Source organism: Streptomyces sp. NRRL F-6492 (genome assembly GCF_001280125.1).
In the GTDB taxonomy this organism is placed as follows: Bacteria; Actinomycetota; Actinomycetes; order Streptomycetales; family Streptomycetaceae; genus Streptomyces.
This window is the reverse complement of record NZ_LGEG01000013.1, coordinates 52,558-67,796: the sequence shown is the minus strand read 5'-3', so window position 1 is coordinate 67,796 and position 15,239 is coordinate 52,558. Positions and strand designations below refer to the sequence as shown.

Annotated in this window: 16 protein-coding genes and 1 riboswitch; of the genes, 8 read left to right on the top strand and 8 right to left on the bottom strand. The window is 74.3% G+C overall.

Annotated elements, in window-relative coordinates; genetic code table 11:
* Positions 1-17 precede the first annotated feature (17 nt).
* Positions 18-1,370 (top strand): class II 3-deoxy-7-phosphoheptulonate synthase, encoded by a 1,353-nt coding sequence (locus ADL08_RS03200; RefSeq protein WP_053640486.1) that lies wholly within the window; start codon positions 18-20, stop codon positions 1,368-1,370.
* Between the two features lie 122 nt (positions 1,371-1,492).
* A complete protein-coding gene (locus ADL08_RS03195) occupies positions 1,493-1,753 on the top strand; it encodes a (2Fe-2S)-binding protein (protein ID WP_053640485.1) in 261 nt (86 codons plus the stop codon).
* Positions 1,754-1,780: 27 nt separating this feature from the next.
* Here ADL08_RS03195 and bfr read toward each other — a convergent pair whose 3' ends face one another.
* Positions 1,781-2,257 carry a bacterioferritin gene (gene bfr / locus ADL08_RS03190; RefSeq protein WP_053640484.1) on the bottom strand — a complete coding sequence of 159 codons (477 nt, stop codon included), beginning with the start codon at positions 2,255-2,257 and terminating at the stop codon, positions 1,781-1,783.
* A 184-nt stretch (positions 2,258-2,441) separates the two neighbouring features.
* Between bfr and ADL08_RS03185 the strand changes: the two genes are divergently transcribed.
* Positions 2,442-3,098, top strand: coding sequence for a sulfite oxidase-like oxidoreductase (locus ADL08_RS03185; protein ID WP_053640483.1), 657 nt, complete (start codon positions 2,442-2,444; stop codon positions 3,096-3,098).
* A gap of 27 nt (positions 3,099-3,125) precedes the next feature.
* Here ADL08_RS03185 and ADL08_RS03180 read toward each other — a convergent pair whose 3' ends face one another.
* From ADL08_RS03180 to thiO, 6 genes are all read right to left on the bottom strand, one after another.
* Entirely contained in the window at positions 3,126-3,728 is a 603-nt protein-coding gene (locus ADL08_RS03180) for a DUF4396 domain-containing protein (protein ID WP_053640482.1), read from the bottom strand.
* A 68-nt stretch (positions 3,729-3,796) separates the two neighbouring features.
* Complete coding sequence (locus ADL08_RS03175; protein WP_053640481.1) at positions 3,797-4,648, bottom strand: deoxyribonuclease IV; 852 nt, start codon at positions 4,646-4,648, stop codon at positions 3,797-3,799.
* A gap of 6 nt (positions 4,649-4,654) precedes the next feature.
* Positions 4,655-6,601, bottom strand: coding sequence for a Stk1 family PASTA domain-containing Ser/Thr kinase (gene pknB / locus ADL08_RS03170; RefSeq protein ID WP_199836944.1), 1,947 nt, complete (start codon positions 6,599-6,601; stop codon positions 4,655-4,657).
* 91 nt (positions 6,602-6,692) lie between these two features.
* Positions 6,693-7,487, bottom strand: coding sequence for a thiazole synthase (locus ADL08_RS03165; protein WP_053640480.1), 795 nt, complete (start codon positions 7,485-7,487; stop codon positions 6,693-6,695).
* 5 nt (positions 7,488-7,492) lie between these two features.
* On the bottom strand, positions 7,493-7,732 hold the full coding sequence (gene thiS, locus ADL08_RS03160) for a sulfur carrier protein ThiS (protein WP_053640479.1): 240 nt from the start codon (positions 7,730-7,732) through the stop codon (positions 7,493-7,495).
* Entirely contained in the window at positions 7,729-8,871 is a 1,143-nt protein-coding gene (thiO, locus tag ADL08_RS03155; protein ID WP_053640478.1) for a glycine oxidase ThiO, read from the bottom strand. Before thiO ends, thiS begins: the two co-directional genes overlap by 4 nt.
* A gap of 129 nt (positions 8,872-9,000) precedes the next feature.
* A riboswitch (TPP riboswitch) is annotated at positions 9,001-9,113 on the bottom strand.
* A gap of 92 nt (positions 9,114-9,205) precedes the next feature.
* Between thiO and ADL08_RS03150 the strand changes: the two genes are divergently transcribed.
* The 5 genes from ADL08_RS03150 (at position 9,206) to ADL08_RS03130 (ending at position 13,728) form a co-directional block, all read left to right on the top strand.
* Complete coding sequence (locus ADL08_RS03150; RefSeq protein WP_053640477.1) at positions 9,206-10,420, top strand: NAD(P)/FAD-dependent oxidoreductase; 1,215 nt, start codon at positions 9,206-9,208, stop codon at positions 10,418-10,420.
* Between the two features lie 42 nt (positions 10,421-10,462).
* Complete coding sequence (locus ADL08_RS03145; RefSeq protein WP_053640476.1) at positions 10,463-10,828, top strand: Rv2175c family DNA-binding protein; 366 nt, start codon at positions 10,463-10,465, stop codon at positions 10,826-10,828.
* 322 nt (positions 10,829-11,150) lie between these two features.
* Positions 11,151-11,804: a thiamine phosphate synthase gene (gene thiE, locus ADL08_RS03140; protein WP_053640475.1), complete on the top strand. Its 654-nt coding sequence runs from the start codon at positions 11,151-11,153 to the stop codon at positions 11,802-11,804.
* A 124-nt stretch (positions 11,805-11,928) separates the two neighbouring features.
* Positions 11,929-12,846, top strand: a complete 918-nt coding sequence (gene metF, locus ADL08_RS03135) for a methylenetetrahydrofolate reductase [NAD(P)H] (protein WP_053640474.1) — start codon at positions 11,929-11,931, stop codon at positions 12,844-12,846.
* Between the two features lie 54 nt (positions 12,847-12,900).
* A complete protein-coding gene (locus ADL08_RS03130; RefSeq protein ID WP_053640473.1) occupies positions 12,901-13,728 on the top strand; it encodes a hypothetical protein in 828 nt (275 codons plus the stop codon).
* Positions 13,729-13,771: 43 nt separating this feature from the next.
* Here ADL08_RS03130 and ADL08_RS03125 read toward each other — a convergent pair whose 3' ends face one another.
* The gene (locus tag ADL08_RS03125) at positions 13,772-15,205 is read right to left on the bottom strand and encodes a phytoene desaturase family protein (RefSeq protein WP_199836943.1); all 1,434 of its coding nucleotides are present in this window, start codon (positions 15,203-15,205) and stop codon (positions 13,772-13,774) included.
* Positions 15,206-15,239: the final 34 nt, after the last annotated feature.

Below are 15,239 nucleotides of genomic sequence, written 5' to 3'. Positions count from 1 at the left end.
CCCGTAATGTTGTCCGTGTGACCGTGAACGCTGATTCCCACGCCGTCGCCGAGGCGACCTGGCGAGACCTGCCCGCGGCGCAGCAGCCCGAGTACCCCGATGCCGAGGCTCTGCGCGATGTGATCGCGGACCTCGAGTCGTATCCTCCGCTCGTCTTCGCCGGCGAGTGCGACCAGCTGCGCGCCCGGATGGGAGCCGTCGCCCGTGGCGAGGCGTTCCTGCTCCAGGGCGGCGACTGCGCCGAGGCCTTCGACGCCGTGTCCGCCGACCACATCAGGGCCAAGCTCAAGACGCTGCTCCAGATGAGCGCCGTCCTCACCTACGCGGCCTCCGTGCCCGTCGTGAAGGTCGGCCGCATCGCCGGGCAGTACTCCAAGCCCCGCTCCAAGGGGACCGAGACCCGTGACGGCGTGACCCTGCCGACGTACCGCGGCGACTCGGTCAACGGCTTCGACTTCAACGAGGCCGCCCGCATCCCGGACCCCGAGCGCCTGAAGCGGATGTACAACGCCTCCGCCTCCACGCTCAACCTGGTGCGCGCCTTCACCACCGGCGGCTACGCCGACCTGCGCCAGGTGCACGCCTGGAACCAGGACTTCGTGAAGTCGTCCCCGTCGGGCCAGCGCTACGAGGCGCTCGCCCGCGAGATCGACAACGCCCTGAACTTCATGAAGGCCTGCGGCACCGACCCGGCCGAGTTCAAGGCCGTCGAGTTCTACGCCTCCCACGAGGCGCTGCTGCTCGACTACGAGGGCGCCCTGACCCGTACCGACTCGCGCACCGGCAAGCTGTACGACACCTCCGGCCACATGGTCTGGATCGGCGAGCGCACCCGCCAGCTCGACCACGCCCACATCGAGTTCGCCTCCCGGATCGCGAACCCGATCGGCATCAAGCTGGGCCCGACCACCTCGGTGGACGAGGCGCTCACCTACATCGACCGCCTCGACCCGGACCGCGAGGCGGGCCGGCTGACCTTCATCGTCCGCATGGGCGCCGACAAGGTCCGCGACAAGCTCCCCGAGCTGGTCGAGAAGGTCACCGCCTCCGGCGCGGTCGTCGCCTGGGTCGCCGACCCGATGCACGGCAACACCTTCGAGGCCGCCTCCGGCCACAAGACGCGCCGCTTCGACGACGTCCTCGACGAGGTCAAGGGCTTCTTCGAGGTCCACAAGGAGCTGGGCACCCACCCCGGCGGCATCCACGTCGAACTCACCGGCGACGACGTCACCGAGTGCGTGGGCGGCGGCGACGAGATCTTCGTCGACGACCTGCACCAGCGCTACGAGACGGCCTGCGACCCGCGCCTGAACCGCAGCCAGTCGCTCGACCTGGCGTTCCTGGTGGCGGAGATGTACCGCGATCAGTAAGTGGTTTCCTACGACGATGGGGCACGGATCCTTGTGATCCGCGCCCCATCCTCGTTTTCAGGTCTTTTACGGCTCCCCGCCGCCGGGTAAGGTTAGGTTAACCTAAACGATCTCGGCGGGAGGTGGACCGCGTGTACGTCTGCTCATGCTTCGGTGTCACGGAGAAGCAGGTCAAGGAGCACGCCGACGCGGGCGCCCACACGCCCCGCCAGATCGCCTCCGCCTGCAAGGCCGGAACGGACTGCGGTTCCTGCGTCCGTCGCATTCAGGCCATTCTCGGACGCGGCAACTGCCCCCGGCGCGAGCTCGTGGACCGGGGGGTCCCCGCCCTGGCGGCCGAGACCGCCGTCGCTCCCGTCACCGTCCTCGGCGAAGCCGCCTGACTCCCGGAGCCCGGCCTCGTACGGAGGTCAGCTCGGCTGCTCGATGAGCGTCGAGATGTAGAGCGCCTCGCCCAGGGACTCGATCAGCTCCAGCTGCGTGTCCAGGTAGTCGATGTGGTGCTCCTCGTCCGCGAGGATCTCCTCGAAGAGGTTGGCGGACGTGACGTCCCCCTTGGCGCGCATGACCTCGATCCCGCGCCTGAGGCGGTCGATCGCCTCCACCTCGACCTGCCGGTCCGCCTGGAACATCTCGGTGAGGGTCTGGCCGACCCGCACGTGGAAGAGCCGCTGGTAGTTGGGCAGGCCGTCGAGCATCAGGATGCGCTCGGTCAGCTTGTCCGCGTGCTTCATCTCGTCGATGGACTCTTCACGGGTGTACTTGGCGAGCTTCGTCCACCCCTTGTTGTCCTGGATGCGGTAGTGCAGCCAGTACTGGTTGATGGCGGTCAGCTCGCCGGTCAGCTGCTCGTTGAGGAACTCGAGGACCTCGGGGTCGCCCTGCATCGCAGAGGCTCCTTCCACTTCCACGTTGTGTGTCTACGCCGTAACTGGGCAGGATGGCCGCATCCTCGCACCCCGAATGGGGGGCGTCCAGTAAGTACAGGCTTAGTGGGAGTTGCCCCGATGGGGGGTGCGGGGGTGGTCGCCTGGTCATGACCACCCCTTGCGGTCTGTCACCATGGATGCCATGGGTCAGCCGGAGAGCGGAGCACACCGGGAAGCGGATCAGCCGTATCGTTCGCCCGACCTTCCGGCGGATCTCCCGCCGGGACAGCGGCTCCAGCGCGGCTGGCCGGTCACCCACTACGGGCCCGTACCCAAGTTCAAGCCGGACCGCTGGGAGTTCCGCGTCTTCGGGGCGACGGCCGACGGCGACAAGCGGTGCTGGAACCACGAGGAGTTCTCGGCCCTCCCGTTCTCCACGGTCGTGGCCGATCTGCACTGCGTCACGAAATTCAGCATGCTCGGGGCCGAATGGGGTGGCGTGCCCGCCCGCACGGTCCTGGAGCTCGCCCCGCCCGCGCCCCAGGTCACCCATGTGATGGTCTGGGCCGAGTACGGCTACAGCGCCAACATGCGGCTCGCCGACTTCGCCTCGGACCGCACGATCTTCGCCACCCACATGGACGGGGAGCTGCTCACCGCCGAGCACGGCTTCCCGCTGCGGCTCGTCGTCCCCCACCTGTACGCCTGGAAGGGCCCGAAGTGGGTCCGGGGCGTGGAGTACATGGCCGCCGACCGGCGGGGCTTCTGGGAGGAGCGCGGCTACCACAACCTCGGCGACCCGTGGCGGGAGCAGCGCTACTCGTACCAGGAGGAGCCCGGGGACGGCCCCGAGTTCTGACGGGGGCTCCGGCGGACCCCTCGCGGGTCAGTGGTGGTACCGGTGGACCACCGCGTGTCCCTTGCCCCGGCCGATCAGCCACTTGTTGACCGGCGTGGTGATCACGAAGGCGGCGGCGAGGGCGAGGGCGAGGACGGTCCAGAAGAGCGGGTCGGACAGGTGCGCGTCCATGGCGCCGGGCCAGAGGGCGATGACGCCGTTGTCGATGATCTCCATGACCGCGATGGAGAGGGTGTCGGCGGCCAGGGCTACCCTGACGGCCGTCCGCAGGCCGACGCCGGAGGTCAGGACGCCGCGCAGGGTGAGCGCGTAGCCGAAGAAGAAGGCCAGGACGACGGCGAGGACCGTCGTCGGCAGGTTGCCCCAGCCGAGCGCGGTGCCGATCACCATGCCGAGCACCTCGCCGATGGCGCAGCCGGTGAGGCAGTGCAGCGTGGCCCTGGCGGCCGTGGGCCAGGAGGCCCCGGCGGGGGAGCGGTGCGGCTGCTCGTTCTCGTGACCGCGCCGCCGGCCGTTCTCGTGGCCGACGTGCCCGGTGCGGTCGTGCCCGCCGTGCTCGTGTCCGGTGCGGTCGTGCCCGGTGTGCTCGTGCCCGCCGTGCTCGTGCCCGGCGTGTGCTTCGTGTCGCATGAGGGGCCCCCGGTGTCAGGTGGCGGTTCCTGTCGACACGGGAACCGTGTACCCCCTAGGGGTATTCCTCAAGGGCGCAGCTTCTTCAGCAGCTCCACGTCCGCCCTGTGCCCCTCCTTGCCGCCCGGCGTCTCGATGACCAGCGGCACCCCCTCCGTCGCCGGATGGCGCAGCAGCTCCCGGAAGGCGTCCTCGCCGATGTGACCGGCGCCGATGTTCGCGTGCCGGTCCTTGTGGGCGCCCACGACGTCCTGGGAGTCGTTGGCGTGGATCAGCTTCAGCCGCCCCGCGCCGACGGTCTCCACCAGCAGGTCGAGCGTCTGCGCCGCCCCGGACGGGCCCGTCAGGTCGTGCCCGGCGGCGAACACGTGGCAGGTGTCCAGGCAGACGCCCAGCTTGGGATGGCGGTCGAGGGCGTCGAAGTACGGGCCGAAGTCCCAGGTCCGCGAGCAGAGCGAGGAGCCCTGCCCGGCCGTCGACTCCAGGAGCAGGTCCGGGTCGTCCGGGTGCGTCAGCTCGTCGAGCAGCGGCAGCAGCCGCTCCCGCACCTGGGCGAGCGCCACCGCGCGCGGCCGGCCGCCGGTCGCCGAGCCGGTGTGCACCACCACGCCCTTCGCGCCGATCTCCCGGCCCCGGCGCAGCGAGTGCCGCAGCGACTCCACCGACCTCTCCGCGGTGGCCTCGGTGTGCGAGCCGAAGTTGATCAGGTACGGGGCGTGGACCCAGGCCGAGAGGGACAGCTCCGCGCACTCGGCGCGGAACCGCTCGTCCTGGGCCGGGTTCCCGGCCGGGGTGGCCCAGCCGCGCGGGTTGGCGACGAAGACCTGCACGGTCTCGGCGCCCAGCTCGCGGGCGTAGCCGAGGCCGACCGTGGCGAGACCGCCGGCCACGGGGACGTGGCCGCCGACGGGGTTGCGCATGGGTTTCTACAGTCCCTTGATCGTGAGGGTGATCGTGGAGCCCTCGGGGGCGGTGGAGCCGCCCTCCGCGGACTGGCTCGCGACCGTGTCGCCGAGGTACGGGAAGGTCTTCTTGAGCTCCACCTCGAAGCCCGCGTCCTCCAGGGCCGCCCGCGCGTCCTCGGCCGTCTCGCCGGTGACGTCGGGGACCTCGATCATCTCGGGGCCCTTGGAGACGGTGAGGGTGATCGCGTCGCCCTCGGCGGCGCGGCTGCCCTCCGGGAGGGACTGGGCGGCGACCGAGCCTGCGTCCTGCGGGGAGGCGACCCGTTCGGGCGCGACCCGGACGGTGAGCCCGGCCTCCTGGAGCGCGGCCGTGGCGTCGGCGACGGTCTCGCCGGTCACGTCGGGCACGTCGATCGGGGAGCCCTTGCTGACCACCAGGGCGATCGCCGAGTCGGGGGCGCGCTCGGTGCCCGGCTCGGGGTCGGAGCCGATCACGGCCCCCCGGGCGACGGAGTCGCTGAACTCGCGGGTGACCACCCCCGCGACCAGGCCCTCCTTCTCCAGGGCCTTCCTGGCCTCGGCGAGCGGCTTGTCCACCAGGTGGGGCACCTTCACGATCTCCGGGCCCCGGGAGAGGGTCAGGACGACCGTGCCGTTGCCCCGCAGGCGCTCGCCGGGGGCCGGGTCGACGGCCATGACGGTGCCGCGCTCGTACACGTCGCTGAAGGCGCGCTTCGTGGTGCCGACGTCCAGTCCGGCGCCGGTGATCCGCTGCGTCGCGGCGGCCTCGGTCTGGCCGAGGACGGCCGGGACGCGGGTGAACTGGCCGGAGTTGATGTACCAGACCCCGGCGCCCAGGCCGAGGACGAGCAGGACGGCGGCGATCACGAGCAGCGGGCCGCGCGGGGGCAGCTGGCGGGCGGCGGGGGCCGCGGGCGGCTCGGGCGCCGGCATCCGGCCGGTGTGCCGCACCTCCCGGGCGTCGGTCTCCGCCGGCGGCGGGAGGTCGATCACGCTGGTGCGCTCCTCGGCCGGCACGGCGCGGGCGATCACGCTCGTCCGGTCCCCGGCGGTGTCCCGGTCCCCGGGCCGCGCCTGCGGCGGCACCGCGTCCAGCTGCTCGTCGGTGAGCGCGGCGCGGGCCTCCAGGACCAGGCCGAGCAGGGCGACGGCGTCGTACGGGCGGGCCTCGGGGGAGCGGGCGGCGGCGGCCGCGACCAGCCCGTCGAGCCCCGGGGCCAGGCCCGGGACGGCGGCCGAGGGCGCGGGGACGTCCGTGTTCAGGTGCCGGTAGAGCACCTGGGCGGGCGTGTCGCCCGCGTGCGGCTTGGCGCCGGTCAGCATCTCGTACAGGACGACGCCGCAGGCGTACACGTCGGCGCGGGTGTCGGCGGTGCCGTGCTCGATCTGCTCCGGCGCCAGGTACGAGACCGTGCCGAGGACGGAGCCGGTGGTGGCGGTCGCCGAGCCCACGGCCCGCACGAGGCCGAAGTCCGCGACCTTCACCCGGCCGTCGTCCCCTATCAGGACGTTCTCCGGCTTCATGTCCCGGTGCACGAACCCGGCCCGGTGCGCGGCGCCGAGCGCGGCGAGCACCGGCTCCAGGATGTCGAGCGCGGCCCGGGGCGCGAGGGCGCCCCGCTCGCGCAGCACGTCGCGGAGGGTGCAGCCCGGGACGTACTCCATCGCCAGGTAGACGTACGCGCCCTCGGCGCCCTGGTCGAAGACCCCGACGACGTTGGGGTGCGCGAGCCGGGCGACCGACTTGGCCTCGCGGATGAACCGCTCCACGAAGGCGGCGTCGGCCGCCAGCTGCGGGTGCATCACCTTGAGCGCGAGGACGCGGTCGAGGCGGGTGTCGACGGCCCGGTAGACCGTGGCCATCCCGCCGACGGCGATGCGCGCGTCGACGCGGTAGCGGCCGTCGAGCAGCCGCCCGACGAGGGGGTCCTGAAGGGTCGTGTCCACGGCGACGAGTCTACGAGCCGCGCACACGCGTCCGGTGCGCGCGCCCCGCACCGCAGCAGACCTGTGACGGGCGCCCCGGACGGCCCCGGCCTCAGAAGGCGGGGCGCTCCGGATCCAGCCGGGCCAGGCCCTCCACCGGCGACGACGCCTCCGCGAAGTGCCGCCGGGGGATGCGGCCGGCCCGGTGCGCGAGCCGGCCCGCCTCGACCGCGTGCCGCATCGCCGAGGCCATCAGGACCGGCTCCTGCGCCCGGGTGACGGCCGACGCCAGCATCACCGCCGCGCACCCCAGCTCCATCGCGAGCGCCGCGTCCGAGGCGGTGCCGGCCCCCGCGTCCAGGATCACCGGCACCCCCGCCCGCTCCGTGATCAGCCGGAAGTTGTGCGGGTTGCGGATGCCGAGCCCGGAGCCGATGGGGGAGCCCAGCGGCATGATCGCCGCGCACCCGACGTCCTCCAGCTTCCGGGCGAGGACCGGGTCGTCGTTGGTGTACGGCAGGACGGTGAAGCCGTCGTCGACCAGGGTCTCCGCCGCGCTCAGGAGCTCCTCCCCGTCCGGCAGCAGGGTCCGCTCGTCGGCCACGACCTCCAGCTTGATCCAGTCGGTGCCGAGCGCCTCCCGGGCGAGCCGGGCGGTCAGGACCGCCTCGCCGGCGGTGAAGCAGCCCGCCGTGTTGGGCAGGACCCGGATGCCGAGCCGGTCCAGGACGGAGAGGACCGACCCCTGGACGGTCGGGTCCAGGCGCCGCATGGCGACCGTGGTCAGCTCCGTGCCGCTGGCGACCAGGGAGCGCTCCAGGACGTCGAGGCTGGGCGCCCCGCCGGTGCCCATGATCAGGCGGGAGGAGAACTCCGCGCCGCCCAGGACGAACACGTCGTCGGACATCGCGCTCAGCCCCCCTGCACCGCGGTGAGGACCTCCACCCGGTCCCCGTCGCCGAGGAGGGTCGACGCCCACTCGCCGCGCGGCACCACCGTCTCGTTGACGGCGGCGGCCACTCCGGAGCGGGCCGGGGTCAGGGTCGCGACGAGGGCGTCGAGGGAGACGGGGCCGGAGAACTCGCGCGCCTCCCCGTTCACGGACACGGACACGGACGCGGTCGCGTCGCCGGTGGGCGGGTTCGCGCTCATGCGGGCTGCTCCTGACGTACGGGAGGGGCGGGGGAGAAACGGCGGGGGGTGAAGGGGCGGGCCTCGTCGGGCAGGACGCCCGTGGCGAGCGCCTCGGCCATGACGTCGCCGGTGACGGGGGTGAGCAGCACCCCGTTGCGGTAGTGGCCGGTGGCGAGCAGCAGGCCGGGCAGGACGGTGGGGCCGAGCAGCGGCGCGTTGTCCGGCGAGGCGGGGCGCAGCCCGGCCAGGGTCTCGGTGAGCGGCAGCTCGGTGATCCCGGGCACCAGCTCGTGGGCGTCGCGCAGCAGCTCGTACACCCCGCCCGCCGTCACCGTCGTGTCCCAGCCGAGCTCCTCGCTGGTGGCGCCGACGACCAGCTCGCCGTTCTCGCGCGGCACCAGGTAGACGTGGCTGCCGCGCACGACGGCCCGGACGGTCCGGGAGAGGAAGGGGGCGTACGCGGGCGGCACCCGGAGCCGCAGGACCTGGCCCTTCACCGGGCGCACCGGCGGCAGCACCTCGTCCGGCACCCCCGCGAGCCGCCCGCTCAGGCTGCCCGCCGCGAGGACCGTCTGCCCGGCCTCCAGCTCCCCGCCCCCGGCCAGGACGACGCCGCGCGCCCGGTCCCGCACCACGTCCAGCCGCTCCGCGAGGGTCCGGTGGAAGACCACCCCGGCCCGCTCGCAGGCGACGAGCAGCGCCGCCGCGAGCCGGCGCGGGTCCACCTGGTGGTCGCCGTCGACCCGGAGGCCGCCGCGCACCCCCGGCGCCAGCATCGGTTCGAGCCGGCGGCACTCGCGGCCGCTCAGCCACTCCGAGGCGAGCCCGCAGCGGGTCTGCAGGGCGTGCAGCTCGCGCAGGTGCGCCCGGTCGTCGGCGTCCAGGGCGACGGCGAGGGTGCCGCAGGCGCGGTAGCCGACGTCGAGCCCGGTGGCCTCCTCCAGCTCGGCCACGAAGGCCGGATAGCGGGCGGCGGAGGCGAGGTTGAGCCCGAGCAGGGTCTCCTCGCCGTAGTGCAGCTCGGTGACGGCGGCGAGCATCCCGGCCGCGACCCGCGCGGCCCCGCCGCCCGGCTCCGGGTCGACGAGGGCGGTGCGCAGCCCGCGCCGCGCGGCCCGCCAGGCCGTGACCAGGCCGATGATCCCGCCCCCGACCACGAGGACGTCGAAGGCCTTTCGGGCGCCGGAGGCTCCCCGTACGCCGGGAGGCCCTTCCGTGGCGGGAGCCCCTCCCGCGCCGGAAGGCCCTCCCGCGCCGGAGGATCTCTGTGCATCGTCGGAAGAACGCATGGGCGTCCAGCCCCTCCCTTCGCCGGCATGACCCGGATCAGGTTCGTACGGTCGGAGGCCGGCCAGCCTCCCTCTCAGCCCGGTGCGTCCGGGCTCCCGCGAGTGCTTTACGCCCGCCAGACTAGCTTCCGCCGCGCGTCCGTCACGAGGGGGCCGGACCCCCGCCCTTCCTGACGCGGCGTCAGGTACGTAAGGTGGCCGCGTGAGCGAGCAGAAGCAGACCCAGCGGCGCGTCGTGGTCGTCGGCGCCGGGATGGCGGGCGTCCAGACCGCCGTCGCCCTGCGCGAGCAGGGCTTCACCGGTCCCGTGACCCTCATCGGGGCCGAACCCCACCAGCCCTACGACCGGCCCCCGCTCTCCAAGGCGGTCCTCCTCGGAAAGGCCGAGGACTCCGCCTTCGACGTCGACTTCGAGGACCTCGGCGTCGAACTCCGGCTCGGCGTGGACGTCACCGGACTGCGCGCCGCCGACCACGAGGTCGACACCGAGGCCGGACCCGTCGCGTACGACACCCTGGTGATCGCCACCGGCGCCCACCCGGTCGCCCTGCCCGGCTCCGGGGGCGTCCCCGGCGTCCACCTGCTGCGCACCCTCGACGACGCCGTGCGCCTCGGGCCCGTCCTGGAGCGCCGCCACACCGTCGTGGTCGTCGGCGCCGGCTGGATCGGCGCCGAGTTCGCCACCGCCGCGCTCGGGGCCGGCTGCGCCGTCACCGTCGTCGAGGCCGCGGACCTCCCGCTCGCCGGAACCCTGCCCGCCGAGGTCGCCGCCCCCATGGCCGGGTGGTACGCGGCGAACGGCGCCGAACTCCTCACCCACGCGCGCGTGGACGCGGTCGAGCCCGGCCGGGTCCTCCTCGCCGACGGCCGCGAACTGCCCGCCGAGGCCGTCGTCGTCGGCATCGGCGCGCGCCCCGCCACCGGCTGGCTCGCCGGCTCCGGCATCGCCCTCGACCCGAGCGGCGCCGTCACCGCCGACGACCGGCTGCGCACCTCCCTGCCCGACGTGTACGCGGTCGGGGACTGCGCCTCCTTCCCCTCCGCCCGCTACGGCGAGCGCCTCCTCGTCCACCACTGGGACAACGCCCTCCAGGGCCCGCGCACGGTCGCCGCCGGCATCACCGGCGCCGACGCCGGTCCCTACGACCCCGTGCCGTACTTCTGGTCCGAGCAGTTCGGGCGCTTCGTCCAGTACGCGGGACACCACGCGGGCGCGGACGAGCTGCTGTGGCGCGGCGACCCGGCGGACGAGACCTGGTCGGCGCTCTGGCTGCGCGCCGGGGTGCCGGTGGCCCTCCTCACCGTCGGCCGCCCCCGCGACCTGGCCCAGGGCCGCAAGCTGATCGAGGCCGCGACCCCGATCGACCGGGCCCGCGCGGCGGACCCTTCCGTACCCCTGAAGGCGGCAGTCGGGTAGGCCCGACTACCGGCTGTCGGTCGGGGATGGCAGGCTTGTCACGTGACCGAGATTGACGCAAAGATCGATGCTCTCGTCCCCGCCTGGCTCTACCTGCCCGACATCGCGGAGATGCTCGATGTCGAGGTGACGCGCGTGCGGCAGCTGGTCAAGGAGGGCCAGCTCATCGCCGTGCGCCGCGGAGAGAACAACGCACTTCAGGTGCCCGCCGCCTTCATCCAGGGCGACAAGGTCGTCAAGGGCCTCACCGGGACCCTGACCCTGCTGCGGGACGACGGCTTCACCGACGAGGAGATGCTGGAGTGGCTCTTCACTCCGGACGAGAGCCTGCCGGGCACGCCCGCGCAGGCGCTCGGCGAGAACCGCGGCACGGAGGTGAAGCGCCGCGCCCAGGCGCTCGCCGTCTGACGCGCACGGTCCGGCGCGCGCGGCGCCCCGCGCACACGGCCTGACGCACACCGCCCGGCGCACGCGGTCCGGCGCGCGCCGCCCTACGTACGTGCCCTGACGCGCACCGCCCGGCGCACGATGGCGGACGGCGGCGCCGAACGGCACGTGCCGCCCGGCGCGCGCGGTCCGGCATGTGCCACCGGGCGCACGCCGCCCGACACGTACCGCCTGGCGCGCGCCGCCCGGTGCGCACCGAAGACACCATCAGCGGGTGTCGCGACGGCCGGTCCCCGGGACCGGCCGTCGCGGCGCCCGCGACACCGACGGGGGGAACCCACCCATGCCCACGCCTCGCGAGCGCCTCGCCGACGCCCGGCTCTACCTGTGCACCGACGCCCGGAAGCGCCAGGGCGACCTGCCCGCCTTCCTCGACGCCGTGCTCTCCTCCGGCGTGGACGTCGTGCAGCTCCGCGACAAGGGCATGGAGGCCGCCGAGGAGCTGGAGCACCTCGCCGTCCTCGCCGACGCCGCCCGCCGGCACGGCAGGCTCCTCGCCGTGAACGACCGGGCCGACGTCGCCCACGCCATCGGCTCCGACGTCCTCCACCTCGGCCAGGGCGACCTCCCCGTCCCCGCCGCCCGCGCGATCCTCGGCGACGAGGTCCTGATCGGCCGCTCCTGCCACGCCGAGGCCGAGGTGGCCGCGGCCGCCGCCGAGCCGGGCGTGGACTACTTCTGCACCGGCCCCTGCTGGCCCACCCCCACCAAGCCCGGACGGTACGCGCCGGGGCTCGGCCTCGTGCGGTACGCGGCGGGCCTGGCCCAGGACCGTCCCTGGTTCGCCATCGGCGGCATCGACGAGACCAACCTCGACGAGGTCCTGGACGCGGGCGCGCGCCGGATCGTCGTCGTCCGGGCGATCACCGAGGCCGACGACCCGGCCGCCGCGACCGCCGCCCTCGCCAAGCGCGTCCGGGAGCGCGCCGGAGGCTGAGGCCGGCCGGTCCGTGTCCACGACCCGGACGGCCGACGGCCCGCCGCCCGGAACGTGTCCGAAAAAGTGTCCACCGATCGGACACGGCACACGCGGCCCGCCGCACCCCGTCTAACCTGCCGGTATGGCCCTTGGTACCGCTTCCGTCCGCTCGGACCGCGCCCGCACGGTCCGCGACATCCTCGCCTCCGGCGGCACGTCGTACTCCTTCGAGTTCTACGCGCCCCGGACCGAGAAGGGTGAGCAGTCCCTCTGGAAGGCCATGCGCCGCGTCGAGGCGGTCGGCCCCAGCTTCGTCTCCGTGACCTACGGCGCCGGCGGCACCACCCGGGGCGGCACGGTGAAGGCCACCCAGAAGATCGCCTCCGACAGCACGCTCACCCCCGTCGCGCACCTCACGGCCGTCGACCAGTCCGTCGCCGAGCTGCGCAACATCCTCGGCCAGTACGCCGACGCCGGCATCCGCAACATGCTCGCCGTCCGGGGCGACCCGCCGGGCGACCCGCTGGGCGAGTGGATCGAGCACCCGGAGGGGGTCCGGTACGCCGCCGACCTGGTCCGGCTGATCAAGGAGTCGGGCGACTTCTGCGTCGGCGTCGCCGCCTTCCCCGAGATGCACCCCCGCTCCACCGACTGGGACACGGACGTCCGGCACTTCGTGGACAAGTGCCGCGCGGGCGCCGACTACGCCATCACCCAGATGTTCTTCGACCCGGAGAACTACCTGCGGCTCCGCGACAGCGTGGTCAAGGCGGGCTGCGAGACCCCGATCATCCCCGAGGTCATGCCCGTCGTGAACGTGAAGACCCTCGACCGGCTGCCCCAGCTGAGCAACGCCGCCTTCCCGGCGCGCGTGAAAGACCGCATCCTCGCCGTCAAGGACGATCCCGCCGCTGTACGCTCCATCGGTATCGAGTTCGCGACGGAGTTCTGCGCGCGTCTGCTGTCCGAGGGCGTCCCCGGACTGCACTTCATCACGCTCAACAGCTCCACCGCGACACTCGAGATCTACGAGAATCTCGGACTGCACCAGCAGTCGTGACCGGTCGTACCCGCCCCGACCCGCGGCGGTGACCGTGGAGAGGGGCGGCGGGGCATGGGGTGGACGGTCCTCTACATCGCGTTCGGCGTGGTCGCGCTGTGGCTGCTGGGGGAGGTGCTCCTCCAGTACAAGGCGCGGCTGCGCTGGCGCGTGCTCGCCTTCTGTGGCTTCCTCTTCGTGGTCCTGGGCGTCCTGCTGCCCTCGGTCCCGGTGATCGTCGCCGGCGCGCTCGCCTTCGCCGTCGGCCAGACCTACGTGACGCTCTCGTTCCGCCGCGGCTTCTCCACCGGCTGGGCGATCGGCGGCAACCCGGGCGCGAGCCGCCGCCGCAGGTCCGGCGCGCCGGACCGGGCCGGACCCACCCTGGAGGTCACCGGACTCTCCTACGACGAGTCGGACGCCGGCCACCACGGCCCCGGGGAGCACCCGGAGGCGGACGCCGGGAGCACGGCGGTCTACGAGCCCCTGCCGATGCCCGACGACACCGGCCAGTACGGGGTCTACGACACCGGCCGCGACACCGCCCCCGCCGCCGACCACGGCTACGACCCGGCGGCCCACGCCCCCCACGCGGCGGGATACGACCAGGGATACGGCCAGGGGTACGAGCAGCCCGCCCCCCAGCAGGGGTACGACTACGGGGCCGCCGGGCAGCAGCAGTACGCCGCCTACTCCGACCCCTACATCGGTCCGGGCACGGACGGCCAGCAGTACGGCTCGTACTACGGCGACCCCTACGCCCCCTCGTACACCTACGACACCCCGCCCGGCGGGGTCTGGGTCCCGCAGCAGCGGGACACCGAGCCGGAGCCGCAGCAGCAGGCCCCGGGACCGTACGGCCACGAGCCGCACCAGGACGACCAGCAGCAGTACCGGTACTGAGGTACGCGGTCGGCGTCCGCGGCCCCGCCGCGGACGCGCCGCGTCACCGCGAGCCGCGGAAGTCCGCGCCCTCCACGATCAGTCCCGCCACCAGCGCGCCCGACATGCCCGCGTGGGCGAGCCCGCCGCCCGGGTGCGACCAGCCGCCCGCGAAGTACAGGCCCGGCAGCGGCGAGCGGTTCCCGGCCGGGAGCAGCCGCCCGTCCGCCCCGGCCAGCGCGGGCCCGGGCACCTCGGCCGCTCCGGTGTCCCGCCGCACGTCCTCCGGGGTGCGCACGTGCCGCCACAGCAGCCGCTCCCGGAGGCCCGGCACCGCCCGCCCGGCCGCCTCCGCCATCCGGTCGGCGAACGCCTCCCACTCCCGCTCCGGAGCGGTGCGGACCGTCGCCGTGACCGTCACCGCCTCGTGGTCCGCGTCCGGGCGCAGCGCCGGGTCGTCCGGGCGCAGCACGGTCACCGCCGGCCGCCCGCCGTCCGCGTGCACGACCGTGCGGTGGACCGCGCCCGCCTCCCGGGGCCCGCGCAGGGCCAGACAGACCGTCACCCGGCTCGTGCCGAGGGCCTGGTGGCGCGGCAGGTCGTCGCCCCGCTCCCACGCGACGACGTGCTCGCGGTGGAGCGCGGGCACCGGCGCCCCGGACACCACGTGGTCGGCGGCGACCTCCTCGCCCCCGGCCAGCCGCACGCCGGCCGCCCGGCCGTCCTCCTCCAGGACGTCCTCCACCGGCGCGCCGAAGACGAACTCCACCCGCCGCTCGCGGCACCGCTCGTACACCGCGTCGGCGAGCGCCCGCAGGCCCCCCGCCACGTACCAGCTGCCGAAGGTCTGCTCCATGTACGGCAGGACGGCGGCCGAGGCCGGGGCGTCGGCCGGGTCGAAGCCGTACGACCACGCGTACGCGTCCAGGAGGGCGGCGAGCCGCGGGTCGCGCAGCTCCCGCGCCCCGACCTGCGCCAGCGTCGTCGTCGGACGGCGCAGCAGGCCCGCCTTCGGGGCCGGGTACGGCTCGCGGGCGAGCGGCGCCGGGTCGGCCGGCTGCGGCTCCTCCAGGAGCGGCCGGCGGGTGCGGTCCCAGGCCTCGCGGGCCCGGGTCAGGAAGTCGCCCCAGCGCTCGCCCGCGCCCGCGCCGAGCGCCGCGTCCAGGGCGGCGACCGTGCCGGCCCGGGAGGCGTTCGGCAGGTCCACGCGCGTGCCGTCGGCGAAGACGTGACGGGCCGCCGGATCGACCTGCGTCAGGGTGACGCACCGCTCCAGGGGCTCCTTGCCCGTCTTGACGAACAGGTCCCGGTAGACGGCGGGCAGGTGCAGCAGCCCCGGGCCCGTGTCGAAGGCGAAGCCGTCGCGCGCGAACCGGCCCACCGCTCCGCCGTGCTCCGGCCCCCGCTCGTACACCGTCACCCGGTGGCCCGCCACGGCCAGCCGGGCCGCCGTCGCCATGGCGCCGAGTCCCGCGCCGATCACCACAATCCGTGCCATGCCGGCGAGCCTATCCGGCCCCTCCGGCGGCCCC

Coding starts and splice junctions, on each gene's coding strand:
- bfr (WP_053640484.1), bottom strand. CDS start 2,257: ATGCAGGGCGACCCCGAGGTCCTCGAGTTCCTCAACGAGCAGCTGACC.
- ADL08_RS03185 (WP_053640483.1), top strand. CDS start 2,442: ATGGGTCAGCCGGAGAGCGGAGCACACCGGGAAGCGGATCAGCCGTAT.
- ADL08_RS03180 (WP_053640482.1), bottom strand. CDS start 3,728: ATGCGACACGAAGCACACGCCGGGCACGAGCACGGCGGGCACGAGCAC.
- ADL08_RS03175 (WP_053640481.1), bottom strand. CDS start 4,648: ATGCGCAACCCCGTCGGCGGCCACGTCCCCGTGGCCGGCGGTCTCGCC.
- ADL08_RS03165 (WP_053640480.1), bottom strand. CDS start 7,487: ATGTCCGACGACGTGTTCGTCCTGGGCGGCGCGGAGTTCTCCTCCCGC.
- thiS (WP_053640479.1), bottom strand. CDS start 7,732: ATGAGCGCGAACCCGCCCACCGGCGACGCGACCGCGTCCGTGTCCGTG.
- thiE (WP_053640475.1), top strand. CDS start 11,151: ATGCCCACGCCTCGCGAGCGCCTCGCCGACGCCCGGCTCTACCTGTGC.
- metF (WP_053640474.1), top strand. CDS start 11,929: ATGGCCCTTGGTACCGCTTCCGTCCGCTCGGACCGCGCCCGCACGGTC.
- ADL08_RS03130 (WP_053640473.1), top strand. CDS start 12,901: ATGGGGTGGACGGTCCTCTACATCGCGTTCGGCGTGGTCGCGCTGTGG.
- ADL08_RS03125 (WP_199836943.1), bottom strand. CDS start 15,205: ATGGCACGGATTGTGGTGATCGGCGCGGGACTCGGCGCCATGGCGACG.